General features: G+C 74.0%; 14 protein-coding genes. 7 read left to right on the forward strand and 7 right to left on the reverse strand.

Features of this window, described 5'->3' with window-relative positions:
* Positions 1–9 precede the first annotated feature (9 nt).
* Genes BU52_RS20820 through BU52_RS20840 form a run of 5 tightly spaced genes read right to left on the reverse strand, consistent with a single transcriptional unit; the run spans position 10 to position 4460 of the window.
* Positions 10–879: a 5-oxoprolinase subunit C family protein gene (locus tag BU52_RS20820; protein ID WP_037936562.1), complete on the reverse strand. Its 870-nt coding sequence runs from the start codon at positions 877–879 to the stop codon at positions 10–12.
* Positions 876–1505: a 5-oxoprolinase subunit B family protein gene (locus tag BU52_RS20825; RefSeq protein ID WP_037936565.1), complete on the reverse strand. Its 630-nt coding sequence runs from the start codon at positions 1503–1505 to the stop codon at positions 876–878. The genes BU52_RS20820 and BU52_RS20825 overlap by 4 nt, the downstream gene beginning before the upstream one ends.
* Complete coding sequence (locus BU52_RS20830; protein ID WP_037936568.1) at positions 1502–2260, reverse strand: LamB/YcsF family protein; 759 nt, start codon at positions 2258–2260, stop codon at positions 1502–1504. The genes BU52_RS20825 and BU52_RS20830 overlap by 4 nt, the downstream gene beginning before the upstream one ends.
* A 38-nt stretch (positions 2261–2298) precedes the next feature.
* Positions 2299–3144: a putative hydro-lyase gene (locus BU52_RS20835; protein ID WP_200881224.1), complete on the reverse strand. Its 846-nt coding sequence runs from the start codon at positions 3142–3144 to the stop codon at positions 2299–2301.
* Positions 3141–4460 (reverse strand): MFS transporter, encoded by a 1320-nt coding sequence (locus BU52_RS20840; protein WP_037936571.1) that lies wholly within the window; start codon positions 4458–4460, stop codon positions 3141–3143. Before BU52_RS20840 ends, BU52_RS20835 begins: the two co-directional genes overlap by 4 nt.
* A 134-nt stretch (positions 4461–4594) precedes the next feature.
* Here BU52_RS20840 and BU52_RS20845 point away from each other — a divergent pair, with 134 nt between their 5' ends.
* From BU52_RS20845 to BU52_RS20860, 4 genes are all read left to right on the forward strand, one after another.
* A complete protein-coding gene (locus tag BU52_RS20845) occupies positions 4595–5299 on the forward strand; it encodes a GntR family transcriptional regulator (RefSeq protein WP_037936572.1) in 705 nt (234 codons plus the stop codon).
* Positions 5300–5403: 104 nt separating this feature from the next.
* Positions 5404–6930, forward strand: a complete 1527-nt coding sequence (locus tag BU52_RS20850) for a hypothetical protein (protein ID WP_037936578.1) — start codon at positions 5404–5406, stop codon at positions 6928–6930.
* A 52-nt stretch (positions 6931–6982) separates the two neighbouring features.
* Positions 6983–7864, forward strand: a complete 882-nt coding sequence (locus BU52_RS20855; protein ID WP_037936580.1) for a hypothetical protein — start codon at positions 6983–6985, stop codon at positions 7862–7864.
* A gap of 35 nt (positions 7865–7899) precedes the next feature.
* Positions 7900–12552 (forward strand): hypothetical protein, encoded by a 4653-nt coding sequence (locus BU52_RS20860; protein WP_037936582.1) that lies wholly within the window; start codon positions 7900–7902, stop codon positions 12550–12552.
* Between the two features lie 22 nt (positions 12553–12574).
* Here the strand turns inward: BU52_RS20860 and BU52_RS20865 are convergent, their stop codons facing one another.
* The gene (locus BU52_RS20865) at positions 12575–13372 is read right to left on the reverse strand and encodes an IclR family transcriptional regulator (protein WP_200881226.1); all 798 of its coding nucleotides are present in this window, start codon (positions 13370–13372) and stop codon (positions 12575–12577) included.
* 116 nt (positions 13373–13488) lie between these two features.
* Positions 13489–14058, reverse strand: coding sequence for a hypothetical protein (locus BU52_RS20870; RefSeq protein WP_037936587.1), 570 nt, complete (start codon positions 14056–14058; stop codon positions 13489–13491).
* 418 nt (positions 14059–14476) lie between these two features.
* Here BU52_RS20870 and BU52_RS20875 point away from each other — a divergent pair, with 418 nt between their 5' ends.
* The 3 genes from BU52_RS20875 to BU52_RS20885 are packed head-to-tail and all read left to right on the forward strand — an operon-like array spanning position 14477 to position 18312.
* The gene (locus BU52_RS20875) at positions 14477–17476 is read left to right on the forward strand and encodes a nitrate- and nitrite sensing domain-containing protein (protein ID WP_037936590.1); all 3000 of its coding nucleotides are present in this window, start codon (positions 14477–14479) and stop codon (positions 17474–17476) included.
* Complete coding sequence (locus BU52_RS20880) at positions 17473–17907, forward strand: roadblock/LC7 domain-containing protein (RefSeq protein WP_037936592.1); 435 nt, start codon at positions 17473–17475, stop codon at positions 17905–17907. The genes BU52_RS20875 and BU52_RS20880 overlap by 4 nt, the downstream gene beginning before the upstream one ends.
* Before the next feature lie 9 nt (positions 17908–17916).
* Positions 17917–18312, forward strand: a complete 396-nt coding sequence (locus tag BU52_RS20885; RefSeq protein WP_037936596.1) for a DUF742 domain-containing protein — start codon at positions 17917–17919, stop codon at positions 18310–18312.
* Positions 18313–18334 lie beyond the last annotated feature (22 nt).

Genomic DNA, 18334 nt, shown 5'->3' on the forward strand with positions numbered 1-18334 from the left:
CCGGGGCCTTCAGCGGCGGCGTACGGCGACGAAGCGGACCGGGGTGCCTGGCGAGGCCTGGGCCGCGGCCGGGAGGTCGGCGGGTCGCACCACCGCGATCACCGGGTAGCCCCCGGTGGTCGGATGGTCGGCCAGGAACACCACCGGCGTCCCGTCGGGCGGTACCTGGACGGCGCCCAGCACCATGCCCTCGCTGGGGAGTTCGTCCCGCCTGGCGCGCTGAAGGGCCGGACCGGTCGTGCGCAGTCCGATGCGGTTGCTCGCGGGGGACACGTGGTACGTGCGCGAGGTGAAGAGGCGTACGGCCCCCGGGGTGAACCAGTCGTCGCGCGGGCCCGGGGTCACCCGCAGCACCAGCTCGGCCGGGGGAGCCGGCTGCGGGGCGACGTCCACACGCGCGTGGCGTTCCCGTGGAGTCCCGAGAGGGAGCACGGCACCGTCCGTGAGAGGGGCCGGGCCGAGACCCGAGAGCAGGTCCGTGGAACGGCTGCCGAGCACCGGTTCGACCGCGATCCCGCCCGAGACGGCCACGTAGGAGCGCACCCCGCGGACCGCCGCCCCCACGTCCAGGACGGACCCCGCACGCACGCGCACCGGCGCACCCCAGGCGACCGCCCGGCCGTCCACGGTGACGGGACAGGGAGCCCCGGTGACCGCCACCGTGACCGTCGAACGGGGGCGCACGGAACAGCCGGTGAGGGTCGTCTCCAGGACGGCCGCGTCCGGTGCGTTGCCCGCCAGCCGGTTGGCGAGCGCCGCCGCGGGCGCGTCCAGCGCCCCGGAGCGTGGTACCCCGAGGTGGGCGTGACCGGGGCGGCCCCGGTCCTGCACGGTGGTCAGGGCCCCCGCGCGGACGACGGCGAGCGCGCGGTCCGTCATGCCGCCGGCCCCGTCGCGGCCACCGGGACGAACCGCACACGCGTGCCGGGGGACAGCAGCGCCGCCGGCACGCGCGCGTGGTCCCAGAGCACCAGGTCGGTCGTGCCGATCAACTGCCAGCCGCCCGGCGAGGAGCGTGGGTACACGCCCGTGTAGGGGCCGGCCAGTGCCACCGACCCGGCGGGGACGGCCGTGCGCGGAGTCGGCCGGCGGGGCACGTCGTAACGCGACGGCAGACCGGTGAGGTAACCGAAGCCGGGCGCGAATCCGCAGAACGCGACCCGGAACTCGGCATCCGCGTGGACACGGGCCACCTCCCGCTCGGCGACGCCCCAGTGCGCGGCGACGTCGGCCAGGTCCGGGCCGTCGTACCGCACTGGGATCTCGACCGTCTCCGCCGCTCCCGGGGGCGCCGACGGCGGGGCCAGGGCGGTCAGTTCGGCGGCCAGCCGGGCCGGGTCGGACAGGCCGTCGAGCAGTACCGTGCGCGCCGCCGGGACGATCTCCCCGGCGGGCAGCGAGCCCTCCGTGCGGCGCCGCAGCAGCTCCGCGTGGAGCGCCTGGGCCTCGTCGCCCGAGCCGACCTCCACGAGCAGGGCGTCCTCCCCGACGGGCAGCACCCTCATGAGAAGGCCTCCACCCGGACCCCGGACGCCTCCAGCGCGGCTCGCACCCGCCGTGCCAGGTCCACCGCGCCGGGCGTGTCGCCGTGCAGGCACAGGGAGCGCGCCCGCATCCCGATGCGCCGGCCCGACAGCGTGTCGACCTTCCCGTGGCGGGCCAGTTGCACCGAGCGCGCCACGACGGACTCCGGGCCGGTGACGACGGCGCCCTCCTCATGACGGGGCACCAGCGTGCCCTCGTCCGTGTACGCCCGGTCGGCGAACGCCTCCGTCACCACCGGCAGGCCCGCCTTCGCGGCCAGCTCCAGCAGCCGCGAGCCTGGCAGACCCAGGACGGGCAGCGTGGCGTCCGCGAGGACCACGCCGTCGACGACCGCACGCGCCTGTTCCTCGTCGCGCACCACCCGGTTGTAGAGCGCCCCGTGCGGTTTGACGTAGGCCACGCGGGCGCCGGCCGCGCGGGCGAACACCTCCAGGGCACCGATCTGGTAGGCCACCTCGGCCGCCAGCTCGGCGGGCGGCACGTCCATCGCGCGCCGCCCGAACCCCGCCAGGTCCCGGTAGGAGACCTGGGCGCCGATCCGCACGCCGCGCCCGGCCGCGAGCTCGCACACCCGGCGCATGGTGGCGGCGTCCCCGGCGTGGAAGCCGCAGGCCACGTTGGCGCTGGTGACGACGGACAGCAGCCGCTCGTCGTCGGTGAGCCGCCAGCGGCCGAAACCCTCGCCGAGGTCGGCGTTCAGATCGATCGAGGTCATGGGTCCTTCGTTTCTCCTGTCGGTGCCGCGCGGATCCGTCACGCCACGCGGAACTGTTCGTCCCGGGCGTCGCTGAGGAACATCTGCCCCGGTGCGTGCGTGATGGCGAACGGCGGGCGGGAGGCCCTGACCGCGGCCTGCGGGGTCACCCCGCACGCCCAGAACACCGGGATGTCGTCCGGTGCGAAGTCCACCGGGTCGCCGAAGTCCGGGCGGCCGAGGTCGTCGATGCCCAGTCCGAAGGGGTCGCCGCAGTGCACGGGACCGCCGTGCACCGCGGGGAGCAGGCTGCTCTCCCGGATCGCCGCGGAGAGCAGTCCGGGCGGCACCGGCCGCATGGACACCACCATCGGGCCGCTCAGCCGCCCCGCCGGGCGGCACTGCCAACTCGTCACGTACATGGGAACGTTGCGGCCCTGCTGGACGTGCCGGATCGGAACGCCCGCCGCCGCCAGCGCCCACTCGAACGTGAAGCTGCAGCCGATCAGGAACGACACCAGATCACCGCGCCAGTGCGCCCGCACGTCCGTCGGTTCGTCCACCAGCTCGCCGTTCTCCCACACCCGGTAGCGCGGCAGATCGGTGCGCAGGTCGGCGCCGTCGGCGAGGACGGTGGTCACCGACCCGGCGTCGGTGACGTCCAGGACCGGGCAGGCCTTGGGGTTGCGCTGGCAGAACAGCAGCATGTCGTACGCCCAGTCGGCGGGCACCGAGATCAGATTGGCCTGTGTGTGTCCCGCGGCCACCCCGGCCGTGGGGCCCGTGAGGCCCTCCCGGAAGCGTGCGCGGGCCGTGCGCGGGCTCCACGCGCCGGCGCTGTCGTCGGCCAGGGGCACAGGACGGTCGTCCACGACGGTCGGTGTGCGGTCGTCGGCGGGGTTCACTGCAGCTCCTTCCCGCGCGTCTCCGGCAGCCCCAGCAGTGCCAGGGCGGCGAGGCCGTAGCCGATCGCGCCGAAGACCAGCGCCCCGCCCACGCCCCAGCCGTCGGCCAGGAAACCGACCGTCGTCGGGAAGACGGCGCCCACGGCACGCCCGGTGTTGTACGTGAAGCCCTGCCCCGTGCCGCGTACCGCCGTCGGGTACAGCTCGCTCAGGTAGGAGCCGAATCCGCTGAAGATGGCCGACATGCAGAACCCGAGCGGGAAACCCAGGACCAGGACCAGGGTGTTGGCGCCGCTGGGGATGTTCGCGTAAGCCAGGACGCAGACGGCGGACAGCAGGGCGAACAGCCAGATGTTGCGCCGGCGGCCCAGCCGGTCGGTGAGCCAGCCGCCGGTCAGGTAGCCGATGAAGGCACCTGAGATGAGGAACGTCAGATAGCCGCCGGTGCCGACGACCGACAGCTCGCGCTCCGTCTTCAGATACGTGGGCACCCAGGTGGCGAGCGTGTAGTAACCGCCCTGGACGCCGGTGGACAGCAGCACGGCGAAGAGCGTGGTGCGCAGCAGCCCCGCCCTGCCCGGCCGGTCCGGCCGGAAGATCGCCGCGAACGAGCCCCTGTGGGCGCTCCTCTCCCGCGCCGCGGCCGCCTGGGGAGCGTCCCGCACGCTGCGCCGCACCCACACGACGAGCAGCGCGGGCAGCGCGCCGGTCCAGAACATCACCCGCCAGGCCAGGCCGTCGTCCACCAGCGAGAAGATCATCGTGTACACGATCACGGCGAGCGCCCAGCCCACGGCCCAGGCGCTCTGGACCGCTCCGAGGGTGCGTCCGCGGTGCCGGGCGCTCGCGTACTCCGCGACGAGGATGGCGCCGACCGCCCACTCGCCGCCGAAGCCGAGGCCCTGGAGGGCACGGAACACCAGCAGCGTCTCGTAGGTGGGCGCGAAGCCGCAGGCCACCGTGAACACCGCGTAGGTGACCACGGTCACGAGCAGGGCCTTCACCCGGCCCACGCGGTCCGCCAGGACCCCCGCGAGGGCGCCGCCGACCGCCGAGACCACCAGGGTGACGGTCGTGAGCAGGCCGGTCTGACCGCTGTTCAGATTGAAATAGGCGGACAGCGCGACCATGGTCAGCGGCAGTGTGAAGTAATCGTATGAATCCAGGGCATAGCCGCCGAAAGCGCCGCCGAAGGCGCGTCGGCCGCGCGGCCCCAGCGCGCGCAGCCAGCCCAACGCCCCGTCGTGGGCGGTGGTTCCGGTCGGTGCGGGGCGTGGTTCGCCGGTCAGGGCCTTCGGTGGAGGGGTCGCGCTCATGGGCACCTCGCAGAGGGAGGACGAAGGGTGCGGGAAGGGATGAGCCGTGCCGTGTGGAGCAAGGTAGAGGATCGTTGAACGATCCTTCAATACTCGTGTTGTCTCGTTCTTCGGTGTGCGATTGAATTCCGGGCATGACGGAGCAGCTGAGCGGACTGGCCGACGACCGGGCCCTGTTGGGCCGTACCAGCACCGCGGAGCGGGTCGCGGACATCCTGCGGAGCCGGATCGCCGAGGGCTACTTCCCGCCCGGCACCCGGCTGTCGGAGGACAGCATCGGCGGGGCCCTCGGCGTCTCCCGCAACACGCTGCGCGAGGCGTTCCGCCTGCTCACGCACGAACGGCTGCTCGTCCACGAACTGAACCGGGGTGTCTTCGTCCGGGTGCTCACCGTCGAGGACGTGGAGGACATCTACCGCACCCGGCGGCTCGTCGAGTGCGCCGTCGTACGCGGCCTGGGCGACCCGCCCTACGGGCTTGACGCGCTCGCCGGGGTCGTGGAACAGGGGCGCAGGGCGGCGCGCGAAGGTGACTGGAAAGCCGTGGGTACGGCCAACATCCACTTCCACCGGGAGCTGGTGGCGCTCGCCGCAAGCGAGCGCACGGACGAGCTGATGCGCAGCGTCTTCGCCGAACTGCGCCTGGCCTTCCACGTGGTGGACGAGCCCGAGCGGCTGCACGAACCGTACATCGCGCGAAACGTCGCCATTCTGGAAGCCCTTGAGGCGGGCCGGCGGGAGGAGGCCGAGCGCCTGCTCGCGGCGTACCTCGACGTGTCGCTGGAGCGCGTGGTGGAGGTGTACCGGCGCCGGGTGGGGGAGGAGGAGCACGGCGGCTGAACCCGTCCCCGACCGGACGGGTCGCGGCGGTGTGACAAGGGTGACGCCGGGGCGCATCTGCCTCGTTTGGGTCGTTGTCAGACCGAGGACCTAGTCTGTGCACCGTGACTTCGCCTGCATCGACGGACAGCGTTCCGCCCCAGCTCAGCGCGGGGCCGCGGCCCGCGCCGGGCCCGGCCGCCGACGAGGGTCTGGCGCGGCGGCTGCGCGCGCTCGCCTGCACCGCGCCGCTGCACGACCTCGACGCGCGCAAGGCCAACCTGGCCGGTGAGTACTCGGTGTACGGCATGGCCGAGATCGCCCTCGCCGCCATCGACCTGGTCACGCTGAACATGGACTTCGACACGGGCGCCGACCACGACCAGGTCGTCGCCCGGCTCATCCCGCGCATCGCCGCCCAGGCCCCGCGCCGTCCCGCCGCCGAGCACGAGCGCGTGGCCCGCTGGGTCCTGGAGAACCTGATCAACGTCGGCAGCGTCGACCGCGGCTTCCGCGCGGTGTACGGCGTGTTCGGAGCGGACGGCACCTATGTCCGCCGCGACTACGACTTCAAACTGGTCGAGGAGGTCCCCGGCCCCGGCGGCACGGTGTACCTGCGGACCACGGACGAGGCGGTCAACGTCCTGGTCGGCGCCCTGGACACCGATGTCACCAGCGCGCAGATCGCCGCCGAGGTCAAGCTGGAGGTGCTGATCAGGCGGGGCAGGCTCGCCGACGCCCAGCTCGCCGCCGAGCAGGCCCGCTACCGCACCGTGCAGTACTCCGAGACCCTGCGCCGGGCCCTGGAGGCGACCCGTCGCAACGTCCGCGCGGTGGACTGGCTGAGCGCCGTGCCCGACATGATCGCCGAGGCCCTCGACCACGTGGCCGACCGGTACCGCCACGAGAACGCGATCCTCACCAACATCCGCAAGGCCCGCGACGAGTCCGAGGATCCCGGGCACAAGCGCCGCGCGGCCGAGCTGGTGGACATCGTCAAGGACTGCATCCGGCGCCACACACAGCTGCAGTCCCGGCTCCTCGAGGCCGGCCCGCTGTTCCGTGCCGAGCAGGACCGGCAGGCCTTCGCCAACCCCACGTCCACCTCCGGCACCGACCTCTACGGCCATCTCCTGGCACCCCTGCTGCCCCTGCCCGTGGAGCGGGCGTCCCGGGTCACCGACGCCTTCTTCGCCCACGGCACCGGGCTGCGCACCCCGGTCTCCGTCCGGGTCGCCGACCTCGTCGAGATACTGCTGACGCCGCCCGTGGAACGTGAGCACCTCGGCGCGGAGATGCCGGAACCCGACCTGATCGCCACACCCGACGACAGCCGCTTCAGCGAGGAGCAGCTCGCCGCCGCCACCGAACTGCTGGACCTGCCGGCCGACGCGCCGCGCCGGCTGTCCGGGCTGCTCGCCGACGCCCGCCGCCAGGACCCCGAACTGCCCTACCTGGTCGCCCTGCTGGCGATCCACGCCGCCAGCCCGCCGTTCGGCACCGCCTACCGCCAGGGCGAACGGAAGCTGCTGTTCGCCGTGGACGACGGCACCGACCTCGTCGATCCCGAGTTCGGTGGTGCCGACCTCATCGTGGGCACGGCCCTGCTGGACGCGGCCGGCATGGCCGCCGACCGGACGGAGGCGGCATGACCGCGCGGGCAGCAGACCGTACCGACGTTCCCCACAGCGAGGAGTCCCGACCGTGACCGAGCACGTCGAGTGGAGTGAGCCGGAGGCCGCGGCCGCACCGGCGAGCGCCGCCGTCACGCCCGCCGACGCCGCGGACGCGGCGCGGCTCGTCGCCTTCGGCCTCCAGCCCAAACTGCAGCCCGCCCGCGACCAGGAGTACGCCGACCTGCTGCGCCGCTACCGCGAGGACCCCCCGTTCGCGCGGCTCGCCGACGCCGTGGCCACCGGGCTCGGGCTGATCGTGCTGGAGGTGTCCCCGCGCGCGGGCATGGCCGTCACCGCCGCCGAGGACTCCGTCTTCGCCGTCCGCATGGGCGACTACGCGCGCCGTACCTCCGCCGACGGCGGTGACCGGTTCCTGCACGGGCTCGCGCACCTCGCCGTCGCCGCCATGGCCTTCCCGCGCCCCGAGGACCTCGCCGACGACGGCTACATCGGGCGCGTCACGGTCAACGGCGTCGACGCCTTCGTCCGCCAGGCCTGCCACCGCCTGGAGGAGCGGGCCGCCGAACAGGGCGAGAACACCGACCCGGCCAGCGACACCCCCGGCCTGGAGGCCGCCTGGAGGATCTGGGCCAGACGCAGCGCCACCGGCGCCACCAAGGACGCGCGCCGGCTCGCGGGCTCCACCACCGGCATCGTGGCCAAGGCGGTCGCCTTCCTCACCGACTCCGGTTTCCTCCAGCGCACCGGCGACGACAACGGCGGCACCTACCGCACCACGGCCCGCTACCAGCTCCAGGTCCGCGACATGGCGGGCAGCGCCGCCCTCGCCGAACTGCTGGAGCTGGGCGTCGTCCCGGTCACCGACGGCACGCCCACCCTGCTGCCGCCCCAGGACGGCGACGACCTGGAACTGGTCGCCGACGCCGGCCTGCCGTTCCACTCCGCCTGAACCCCCCACCTCACGAAGCCTCACGAGAGTCCGCCATGTACGAGCTGTCCCGGGTCCGCCTCTACTCCATCGGGCCGGCCGGTGCGCGCTACGCCGACACCGTGCTCGACCTGCGCGGTGTCGGCGGGGTCGTGCCGGACCCCGCGCCGGCGCAGGCGGAGTTCTTCGAGGAGGAGCCCGTCGGCCCGCCGCGCCGTCCCGCCCCCGCCGGGGTGCTCTTCCTGGAGAACGGCGGCGGCAAGTCCGTCCTGCTGAAACTGATCTTCTCCGTGATGCTCCCGGGCCACCGCAACACCCTCGGCGGCGCCAGCTCCGGTGTACTGCGCAAGTTCCTGCTCGCCGACGACTGCGGCCACGTCGCGCTGGAATGGCAGCACGTGCAGACCGGGGAGTGCGTCGTCGTCGGCAAGGTCAGTGAATGGCGGGGCCGTCAGGTCTCCAACGACCCCAGGAAGTTCGCCGAGGCCTGGTACTCCCTGCGCCCCGGCCCCGGTCTCGGCCTCGACAACCTTCCCGTCGCCGAGTCCACGGCCGTACGGCCGCCCGCCGAGGGCCAGTCGGGCGCACGGGGGCGGCGCCGCACCATGAAGGGCTTCCGGGACGCCCTCACGGAGGCCGGCAGGAACTACCCGCACCTGGAGGTGCACTGGGAGGAGATCCACGAGCGCTGGACCGAACACCTGGGCGACCTCGGTCTCGACCCGGAACTCTTCCGCTACCAGCGGGAGATGAACGCGGACGAGGGAGAGGCCGCCGGCCTCTTCGCGGTCAAGAAGGACTCCGACTTCACCGACCTCCTGCTGCGCGCCGTCACCGACACCCGCGACACCGACGGACTCGCCGACCTCGTCAGCGGCTTCGGCAACAAGCTGGGCCGGCGTGCCGAACTGATCGCCGAACGGGACTTCACCGCCGGTTCGGTCGACCTGCTGGGCCGGATCGTCGAGGCCGCCGAGGCCCGCGCCCGCGCGCGGGAGATCCACACCGCGGCCGAGCGCCGCACCCGCACCCTCGCCCGCCGGCTCTCCGCCCGCGGCGCCCGGGAACGTGTCCGCGCGGCAGACTTGACCGGGCGCGTCACCGCCGCCGCGTACGCCGTCACCCACGCCGAGTCGGCGCGCGGGCACAGCGCGCTGATCTCCGCCGAACTCGCCTACCGGCACGCCTCCCTGGCTCTCGCCGCGGCCGAGAAGTCCGCGGCGACCCAGAAGCGCGAACTCGCCGACGCGCGCACGCTGTACTCGTCCTGGCAGGCCGCCGAGGCCGTACTGCGCCACCGCGCCGCCGCCGACCGCGTGGCCCGCGTCTCCGCCGCGATCCGGGAGGCCGAGCGCGACGCGGCCCCCGCGCTGGCCGCCCGGGCCGAGGCCGCCGTCGACCTGGTGCGCGCCCTGCACGCGGCCGCACGGAACGCCGACAACCTGGCCAACGAGGAGGAGGCACGGTCGGCCGCCCTCCAGGAGGCCAGTGACGGGGCCCACCGCGACGCCACCGCCGCGGCCACCGAGGCACAGCGGGCCCGCAGCGAGATCGGACACCTGCGACAGCGGCTCACCGAGGTCGAGCAGGAGACCGCCGAGGCGGTACGCGCCGGCTGGCTCGACGACAGCGCCCCCGACGCCGACCCCGCCAGGGCCGCCCTCGCGGCGAGCGACGCCGAGAAGACGGCGGTCGCCGCCTGGGACACTGCCCGCGAGGCGTCCCGCCGGGCCACCGAGCACGCGCGCGAGGCGGCCGCCGCGGAGAACCGCGCGGAACTCACCGCGGCCCGCGCGGCCGACGCGGCCACGGCGGCCGAGCGCGCCCACGAGGGCGAGCGCCGTACGGCCGAGGCCCTCGCGGCCGAGCAGCGGCTGGCGGAGCTGCTGAGCCTCCCCGGAAGCCCCACCGGGCGGCGGACCGGTGTGCCGGCTCAGCGCATGGACGCCGACCGCGCCGCGGCTGATTCAGGCGCCCGGCCGTCCCCGGGTGAGGAGGCCCTGACCGCCGAACAACTCGACCGCTTCGCCGACGAGTTGCGCGAACTGCTCGACGACGCCGTCTCCTCCGCCGAGCGACAGCTGTTCGACCTGCGCACCGCCGCCGCGGACGACGCCCGGATCCTCGGTGCCCTCGGTGACGGCGGGCTGCTGCCGCCCGGCCCGGACGTGCTGGCGACGGTCGAGTTCCTCGGCGAGCACGGCATCCCCGCCCTCCCGGGCTGGCGCTATCTCGCCCAGGCCGTCGACCCGGCCGACCACGCGCGCGTGCTCGCCGCCCGCCCCGAACTGGTCGACGGCGTGGTCATCACCGATCCGGACTCCCACGTCCGCGCCCGCGAGGCGTTGAGCGAGGCGGCGCTGCTGCCCCGGTCCGCGGTCGCCGTCGGCACCGCCGCCGCCCTGCTCGCCCCCACTCCGGCGCCGGGCACGGACAGCGGTGACGTGTTCCTCGTACCGCCGAACCCGGCCATGCACGACGAGCACGCCGCCGACGAGGAGCGGCAGGCACTGCGCGCCCGGGCGACCGCGCGGGACGAGGAGATCCGGGTTCTCGCCGCCCGGCTCGGCAAGGACCGGGAGCTGGCCGCCCGGCTGGTCTCGTGGCGGACCGGCTGCCCGGCCGGGCGGCTCACGGAACTGGCCGGGACGGCGCGCGGGGCGAGGGCCTTCGCCGAGGAGGCCGAGGCCGAACTGGCCGAGGCCCGCACCCGGCGGGCGGAGGCCGAGGAGGCCGCCGCCGAGGCCGCCCGGGTCCGCGACGAGCGGCAGGAGGCCGCACAGAGGGCCCGGCGTGCGGCGGACGCCCTCGCGGGACTCGCCTTCCGGCTGCGTGAACGGGCGGGCTGGCAGGTCAAACTGCGGGAACTGGCCGACGACGCGGCCGAGGCGGAAGCACGTGCCCAGAGCTGCCTGGAACGGGCACGCGCCGCCGACGAGGACCGGCGCGGCGCCCAGCGAGCCGCAGACGACGCCCGGCGCACCGCCCGTGCCCTGCGCGCAGAGCGCTCCGAGATCGCCGGCGCACCCGACGACGTACCCGAGGACGGCGCCGAAGCGCCGCAGGCGTCCCTGCCCGCCCTGCGCGAGGCCTACCGGGCCGCGTCCCAGGTGTACGAGAAGGTCGGCGTCGGCGCCGATCTGCGCGCCGAACAGGCTCGCGCGGAGAGCGACGAGAGTGCGGCCCGCGCGGACCTGGACCGCCTCAGCAACAAGGTCCGCACCCGCGCCGAGCAGCTGCTGACGTCGCCCGACGGCTCCGACGGACCCAGCCGGCAGGCCGCCGCCGCCCGTGCCGAGGAACTGGTGCAGCTCCTGGAGACCCGGATGTCCGGCGCGAGCGAGCAGCTCGGACGGCTGCGCGGCGAGGCCGAACGGCTCGCGCCCGAGGACGGCGAGGCGCACACCGGGCTCCCCGAGGAGCTGGTCCCGGCCGACGCCGGGCACGCACAGGCGCTGCTGCGCACCGCCACCACCGAACTCGGCGCCCGTAACGAGGCGTTGAACGGGGCACGGGAGGCCCACGCCGAACTGCTCGAAGCGCACCGCGCCGCCGAGGACGCCGCCGGTGGCTTCGACGAGATCGCCGCCCTGCTCCGCGACCTGCTGCGCGAGCACACCACGGAGGAGGAGCAGGAGCAGCCCGAGCCCTACCCGGGCAGCCTCGAAGAGGCCCGGCAGTCCGCCGCCGAGGCCCGCCGCTCGCTGCGCGGCTGCGCCGCCGACCTGTCCGCCGCCGAGTCGGCCGTGCGCGAGGCCGGCGACGTCCTCGTCCGGCACGCCAACTCCACGCGCTACGAGCAGGTCCGCACCCCTGCCCGCCAGCAGATCCGCGAACTGCCCGCCACCGCGCTGCCGGAACACGCCCAGAAGTGGGCGGAGGCCTTCGCACCCCGGCTCCGGGTCCTCACCGACGAGCTGGAGCAACTGGAGCGCAACCGCGACTCGATCGTGGACCGCCTGCGGGGCCTCGTCGAGTCCGCCCTCGCCACCCTGCGCTCGGCCCAGCGGCTGTCGCGGCTGCCGGAAGGCCTCGGCGAGTGGTCCGGGCAGGAGTTCCTGCGCATCCGCTTCGAGGAACCCGACCAGGCCACCCTCACCGAGCGCCTCGGCGACGTCATCGACGAGGCGACCCGCGCGGCCGTCAGGAAGAACTCCGACCTGCGGCGCGACGGCGTGTCCCTGTTGCTGCGCGGGGTCGCCGCCGCCCTCCAGCCGAAGGGCGTCGCCGTCGAGATCCTCAAGCCCGACGCGGTACTGCGCGCCGAGCGGGTACCCGTCGGCCAGATGGGCGACGTGTTCTCCGGCGGCCAGCTGCTCACCGCCGCCATCGCCCTGTACTGCACGATGGCCGCCCTGCGCTCCAACGACCGGGGCAGGGACAAGCACCGGCACGCGGGAACGCTGTTCCTGGACAACCCCATCGGCCGGGCCAACGCCACGTACCTGCTGGAACTCCAGCGGGCCGTGGCCGACGCGCTCGGCGTCCAGCTGCTGTACACCACCGGCCTGTTCGACACGACGGCGCTCGCCGAGTTCCCGCTGGTCATCCGGCTGCGCAACGACGCCGACCTGCGGGCGGGGCTGAAGTACATCAGCGTGGAGGAGCACCTGAGGCCGGGGCTTCCCCAACAGGACCCGGCCGAGGAGGCGCACAGCGAGATCACCGCGACCCGCATGTTCAAGCGGCCCGCCCCGGCGAGCGGCTGACAGGCGTCGTGCCGGAGACGGCTCAGAAGCCGTAGCCCATCCGCCGGGACAGCTCGGCCGCCGCTCCGGCCGTCCGGCTGCCCAGCCGGGGCAGCCGGTCCGCGGTCAGCCGGTAGACCGGACCCGAGACGCTGATCGCCGCGATCACCGTGCCGTCGTGGGAGCGGACCGGCGCCGCGACGGCCGCGAGTCCCGGCTCCAGCTCCTCCAGCGTCGTGGCGTACCCCTGCTCGATCACCTGTTCCAGCTCACCGCGCAGCATGGCCGGGTCGGTGATCGTGCGCTCCGTGAACCGGTGCAGCCGGCGGGCAAGGTGGCTGTCGCGCAGGGCGGGTGACATGTGGGCCAGAAACACCTTGCCGCTCGAGGTGGCGTGCAGCGGGGTGCGCCTGCCGAGCCAGTTCTGCGCCGTGACCGATGCCGTTCCCCGCGCCTGCATGATGTTGACGGCCGCGTCCTCGTCCGGCACGGCCGTGTTCACCGTCTCGCCCAGCTCGTCCGCGAGTTCCCGACACACCGGGACGCCCTCCTGGGAGATGTCGAGCCGCAGGGCGGCCGCCCCGGCGAGACGCAGCACGCCGGCCCCCAGGCGGTACTTGCCGTGGCCTCGGGCCTGCGCCACCAGGCCGCGATTCTCCAGCACGCCGAGCAGCCGGAAGGCAGTGGACTTGTGCACCCCGAGTTCGCCGGCGATCTCCGTGACCCCCGCCTCGCCCTGCCGGGCGAGGATCTCCAGGACGCTCACGGCACGGTCCACGGACTGCACGGCACCTGTCGGGCTCTTCCCGTCCCTCCCCGACTCGTTCTGCGCGCGGGTCATGGTTCGGCTCTCACCATCCGTCGGGGCGGTTGCGCAGCACGCTCGGGTGTGCGTCATACGAGACCCCAGGGTACCGAGAGCCCGTGCGGCGACGGTGTCGGTGAGGCCGGGCGGTGTCAGGAGTGGGAGAGCTGTCCGGCTCCACCGCGACGGCGTATCCGTGCCCGTGCGCGCTCGGCCGACCGCTCCTGACGGCTGGCGCGGCGCCGCTCGCGCCGCAGTGCGCGCGCCGTGCTGCTGGGGACGGACACCACACCGTGGCGCTGGTTCCAGACCTGGCGGGTCACCCACACGTCCAGTGCCGCCCAGGTGGCCAGGATCGTACTGACGACGCTGCTGATGACCATGGGGAACGCCAGCCAGGACCCGGCCAGCGTGCACAGGAGAGCCACCATGGCCTGAATCAGTGTCACGGCGATGACCAGCACCGCCCGCACGGCCGCGGTCCGGACCGGGTCCGGCAGTCGGCGCCGTCGCGCCGGTTCCTCGACCCACAGCGGCCGGTGGTACGCGTGCTGCCGGCCGCTGTGGGGCGAGGAACCGGCCCGGTCCTCGCGTGCCGCGCCGCCGGCTGCCCGGTTCTCGGCCGCGGGTATGCCGCGGCCCGGTGCCCCGGCATCCGGCCCTGTCGTCGTCCGCGCCGCCGTGCCGCCCTCGGGCGCCTCGCGCCGCTCCGCCGTGCCCATCAACGTGTCACTCCCCACCGCCGGCCAACCACTCGCTCGTGTCCGAAGACCCCACTCCCCAGTGGCTGCCCGGCTTGCGCTGTTTTACGCCGCCCGGGTGCGGGGCACGGCTCCTGTGGCCGATTCCGCCCCCATGTCCCACAGAGGAGGACGAACGGAGCGTCGCGAAGATTCCCGACTGGGAAAGGAATCGGCCAACCGTCCCTGTCCCTCCGGGAGATGGGTCCGGGACGCCCGCCCCGGATTCCGGCAGGCAATCTCCCGCAATGAGCGGACAACTCACCATCTCCTGCCACCGGCACGGAACTGCAGCTTCCGGACGCGTCTTCGAGTTGGCCCCGGCGCGGTAGTAGGCTCGCGCCGTTTGTTGACGCACATGTGTGCCCCCGTTCGCCCGGGGGCCGAGCTGGGGGAGGCCATGCGCTTTCGCGGGAAGTCCATCCGCCGGAAGATCGTGGCGCTGCTTCTCGTGCCGCTGGTGTCCCTGACGACGATCTGGGCCTTCACCACGGTGCTCACGGGCCGCGAGGCGAGTCACCTCTTCGACGTGTCGGCGGTGATGGAGGACGTCGGCTACCCCGTCGAGGACACCGTGCGCGTCCTCCAGCAGGAGCGCCGCCAGACCCTCGTCCATCTCGCCGACCCCCGCGCCTCCGACGGACTCGCCGCACTCCGGCGCAGCCGCGCCGCCACCGACAAGGCCGTCGCGCACGTCCGCAGGAACGCGGCCGACGCCGACGTGCGCGAGGCCATGCACGGCGACTCCGGCGAGCTGAACGCGGTGCTGGACTCCTTCGACGGCATCGAGTCCCTCCGGCGCAGCGTCGAGGACGGCACCGTCGACCGCTCCCAGGCCCTCGACCTCTACAACCGGCTGATCGATCCGTGCTACGTGCTGCTGGCCAATCTGCACGTGGTCGAGGACGTCGAGCTCGACAAGCAGTATCGCGCCCTCGTCGGTCTCGCCCGAGCCCGTGAACTGCTCTCCCGTGAGGACGCCCTGCTCGGCTCCGCCCTCATCGTCGGCAAGCTGTCCCGTTCCGAGGTCCGGGACATCTCCGACCTCGTGGCCCAGCGCACGCTGATGTACGACGCCGGGCTGCCGCAGCTGCCCGCGTCCGAACGCGACCGCTACGAGACCTTCTGGAAGAACGCCGCCTCCGCCCCGCTGCGGGTCGGCGAGGAGGCCGCCGTCTCCTCCGGCACCGGGCCGCCCCGCGGGATCACCGCCAAGAGCTGGGACACCGCCGCGGGCAACGTGCTCACCGAACTCGGCAGGCTCAACGACCAGGCCACCGACCGCTACCAGGACCGCGTCCGCCCCGTCGCCATGGGCGTCATCGCCCAGGCCGTCGCCGCGGGCGTCCTCGGACTCATCGCCCTCCTGGTCTCCCTCTTCCTCTCCGTGCGCGTCGGCCGCGGACTCATCCGCGACCTCCGGCAGCTGCGCCTGGAGGCCCACGAGGCGTCCGGCGTGCGGCTGCCCAGTGTGATGCGCCGCCTCTCGGCGGGTGAACAGGTCGACGTCGAGACCGAGGTCCCGCGACTGGAGTACGACAAGAACGAGATGGGAGAGGTCGGCCAGGCCCTCAACACCCTGCAGCGCGCCGCCGTGGAGGCCGCCGTCAAACAGGCCGAACTGCGCGCCGGTGTCTCCGAGGTGTTCGTCAACCTCGCCCGCCGCAGCCAGGTCCTGCTGCACAAGCAGCTCACTCTGCTGGACACCATGGAGCGCAGGACCGAGGACACCGAGGAACTCGCCGACCTGTTCCGCCTGGACCACCTCACCACCCGCATGCGCCGGCACGCCGAGGGCCTGGTGATCCTCTCCGGCGCCGCGCCCTCCCGGCAGTGGCGCAAGCCCGTCCAGCTCATGGACGTCGTACGCGCCGCCGTCGCCGAGGTCGAGGACTACGAGCGCATCGAGGTCCGCCGCCTGCCGAGGGTCGCCGTCACCGGACCGGCCGTCGCCGACCTCACCCATCTGGTGGCCGAACTGCTGGAGAACGCCACGGTGTTCTCGCCTCCGCACACCGCCGTCCAGGTCCTGGGGGACCGCGTCGGCAACGGCTTCACCCTGGAGATCCACGACCGCGGGCTCGGTATGGCGGCCGACGCGCTCCTGGACGCCAATCTGCGGCTCGCCGAGACCCCGGAGTTCGAACTCTCCGACACGGACCGGCTCGGGCTGTTCGTGGTCAGCCGGCTCGCGCAGCGTCAGAACGTCCGGGTCTCCCTGCAGCCCTCCCCGTACGGCGGCACCACGGCGGTCGTCTTCATCCCCGACGCGCTCCTGACGGACGACGTCCCGGACACCAACGGGGTCGGCTTCCGTCTCGACCGCCCCCGGCGCCCCGGGGACGGGGAGCCGGAGGAGAACCGCCGCGCGCTCTCCCAGGTGCCCGTCCAGTTGCCCCGGCTGCCCGCCTCGCTGCTGGACGGGCCGGTCGAACTGGAGGCCCCCGTCGACCTGGACGCCCTGGACGGATTCACCGGCGCCCTGGGCGACGAGGAGGGCGAGGACGGCGGTCTCTTCCGTCCCCACCGCTCCCTCGGCGGCACCAAGGACGAGCGGCCTGACCGCGGCCGTGAGCCCCGTCGGCAGAGCACGGGCGTCCCTGAGGGCCCGGACGCGGACGAGGGGACGGGCGTCCCCGTTCCGCTGACCCGCAGGGCGACGCCCAAGCTGGTCAGCTCCCACGGCCGTCCGGTGCGCGACCAGCGTGCCCGCGGCGGGCGGGCGGACGAGGGGGAGACGGTCCCGGCGGCCCACCCCGGGCCGGAGGCGGCACCTCCGCCGCCCGCCCGTCGCCGTGGTGAGGACCCCGCGCCACGCCGGGGGCCGGACCGTCCGGGGCCGGAACCCCTGTCCCCGCTTCCGTCCCGCCGTCGCTCCGGACGGCTCTCCTCCGACCAGGAGCGCGAGGGACCGGATCCGGGGGCACTGCCGCCCCTGCCCGCCCGCCGGCGGTCCGCGGACGCGTCCCGCCCCGGAGCCGCGGATGCCGCGGAGCGGAGCGGCACGCCGGCAGCGGGCGGCACCGGGCGCGAGGCCCCGCCGGAGCCGCCCGCCGGGCTTCCCCGGCGCAGCCGCCGCCCTGCGACCCCGCCGGGCGGACCCGACGACTCCACGCCGGCCCTCGAGGGACCCGGCACCGGCACCGGCGCCGCACAGCCCGGCTCCGGAGCGCTGCCCCGGCGGGTGCGGCAGGCCAGCCTGGCCCCCCAGCTCAAGCGCAGTGCCGGGCCCCGGAACGAGGGCAGGACCCTGCCCGTTGAACGGGACGCGGACGAAGTACGCAGCCGCATGGCCTCGCTCCAGCGCGGCTGGCAGCGCGGCCGCGAGGAGAACGCCGACGGCGACGAGACCGACCGCGGCACAGCACCACGACGAACGACAGAGGGGGACGGTCGATGACCGCACCGAGGGCCACCGGCCACACCGAGACCGACAAGGGGGAGCTGAACTGGCTCCTCGACGACCTGGTGGACCGCGTCGCCAGCATCCGCAAGGCGATCGTGCTCTCCGGCGACGGCCTGCCCACCGGCGCGTCGAAGGACCTGACCCGGGAGGACAGTGAGCACCTGGCCGCCGTCGCCTCGGGTTTCCACAGCCTCGCCAAGGGCGTGGGCCGCCACTTCGAGGCCGGTGAGGTCCGCCAGACCGTCGTCGAACTCGACGAGGCGTTCCTGTTCGTCACCGCCGCCGGCGACGGCAGCTGCCTCGCCGTCCTCGCGGACGCCGACTCGGACGTCGGGCAGGTCGCCTACGAGATGACGCTTCTCGTGAAGCGGGTCGGTGTGCATCTGGGCGCCGCTCCGCGCACCGATCTGCCCTCGGGCGGGTAGTGGGACGACATGAGCGCTGACGGTCAGGGTGGAAGCCACTGGTTCGACGACGAGGCCGGACCGGTCGTCCGTCCGTACGCCATGACGCGGGGCCGCACCACCAGTGCGGTCCAGCACCGCCTCGACCTGATCGCGGTGGTCGTCACGGAGCCGCACGCGGACGATCCGGAGAACGATCCCACCCTGTCCCCGGAACACGTGGGCATCGTGGAACTGTGCCGTGACACCTCGCAGACGGTCGCCGAACTCGCCGCCGAACTCGACCTGCCGATCGGAGTGGTCCGGGTCCTCGTCGGAGACCTCGTGAACTTCGAATTCGTCCATGTGAACCGGCCCGTACCCCCGGCCGAACTGCCCGACGAGAGTATTCTGCGCGACGTGATCAACGGCCTCCGGGCGCTGTGACCGGCGCGGAAGCGGGGTACTG

The sequence above is a fragment of the Streptomyces toyocaensis genome (genome assembly GCF_000725125.1).
Classification (GTDB): Bacteria; Actinomycetota; Actinomycetes; order Streptomycetales; family Streptomycetaceae; genus Streptomyces; species Streptomyces toyocaensis.

Coding starts and splice junctions, on each gene's coding strand:
- BU52_RS20820 (WP_037936562.1), bottom strand. CDS start 879: ATGACGGACCGCGCGCTCGCCGTCGTCCGCGCGGGGGCCCTGACCACC.
- BU52_RS20825 (WP_037936565.1), bottom strand. CDS start 1,505: ATGAGGGTGCTGCCCGTCGGGGAGGACGCCCTGCTCGTGGAGGTCGGC.
- BU52_RS20830 (WP_037936568.1), bottom strand. CDS start 2,260: ATGACCTCGATCGATCTGAACGCCGACCTCGGCGAGGGTTTCGGCCGC.
- BU52_RS20840 (WP_037936571.1), bottom strand. CDS start 4,460: ATGAGCGCGACCCCTCCACCGAAGGCCCTGACCGGCGAACCACGCCCC.
- BU52_RS20845 (WP_037936572.1), top strand. CDS start 4,595: ATGACGGAGCAGCTGAGCGGACTGGCCGACGACCGGGCCCTGTTGGGC.
- BU52_RS20860 (WP_037936582.1), top strand. CDS start 7,900: ATGTACGAGCTGTCCCGGGTCCGCCTCTACTCCATCGGGCCGGCCGGT.
- BU52_RS20865 (WP_200881226.1), bottom strand. CDS start 13,372: ATGACCCGCGCGCAGAACGAGTCGGGGAGGGACGGGAAGAGCCCGACA.
- BU52_RS20870 (WP_037936587.1), bottom strand. CDS start 14,058: ATGGGCACGGCGGAGCGGCGCGAGGCGCCCGAGGGCGGCACGGCGGCG.
- BU52_RS20875 (WP_037936590.1), top strand. CDS start 14,477: ATGCGCTTTCGCGGGAAGTCCATCCGCCGGAAGATCGTGGCGCTGCTT.
- BU52_RS20880 (WP_037936592.1), top strand. CDS start 17,473: ATGACCGCACCGAGGGCCACCGGCCACACCGAGACCGACAAGGGGGAG.
- BU52_RS20885 (WP_037936596.1), top strand. CDS start 17,917: ATGAGCGCTGACGGTCAGGGTGGAAGCCACTGGTTCGACGACGAGGCC.